Raw genomic sequence first — 748 nt, 5'->3', positions numbered from 1 at the left:
GGGGCGCACGAGGACCACGTCGCCCACGTCGAGGTCGGCTGGGGCCACCTTGACGACGTTCTCGCCCTCGACGCGCTCGGCCTCGTCTGGCAGCAGTGCCGCCAACGAGTCGAGCGCCGAGGTGGTCTGGGCCAGGGAGCGCATCTCGATCCAATGGCCCAGCAGCATGATTACGATCAGCAGCGCCAGTTCCCACCAGAATTCGAGCTCGTGATGGACGAGCCCGAGCGTGGCGGCCCAGGAGGCGAAGAAGGCCACCGTGATCGCCAGAGCGATGAGCAGCATCATCCCGGGCTTGCGGGACTTCAACTCGCTGACGGCACCGGTGAGGAAGGGCCTGCCGCCCCAGACGTACATGACGGTGCCCAGTGCCGCGGCGACCCAGCCCGCCCAGCCGGGGACCTCGTAGCCCAGCAGCATGGCGAACATCGGTGAGAGGGCGACCGCGGGGATGGCGATGACGAGGTTGATCCAAAACAGTCGGCGGAACTGGCCAACGTGGTCCCCGTGCCCGCCATGGCCGCTGTGATCTCCGTGCCCACCGTGCTGGGCATGCTCATCGTGGCCGCCGTGCTCGTCGAGGCCCGTGTGGCCTGAGTGCTGCCCGTGGTCCATGGCGTGGCCCTGATGCCCGGTGTGCTGACCCTCGCGCGTGCCGTGCGCATCCGCCGAGGCGTGCGCGGACACAGACCCGTGGTGATGCTCGCCGTGGGCGGGTGTATCGGTTTCGTGGCCGTGGTGCTGTTGT

1 pseudogene is annotated in these 748 nt (G+C 68.6%); it reads right to left on the bottom strand.

Annotation, left to right across the window (positions count from 1 at the left end):
- Positions 1–748: pseudogene (locus F3F96_RS12340) on the bottom strand (heavy metal translocating P-type ATPase); the annotation flags it as partial.

This window comes from Mariprofundus sp. NF (genome assembly GCF_013387455.1).
Lineage (GTDB): Bacteria > Pseudomonadota > Zetaproteobacteria > Mariprofundales > Mariprofundaceae > Mariprofundus.
The sequence above is the reverse complement of the archived record's forward strand: the minus strand, read 5'-3'. Positions and strand labels throughout refer to the sequence as shown.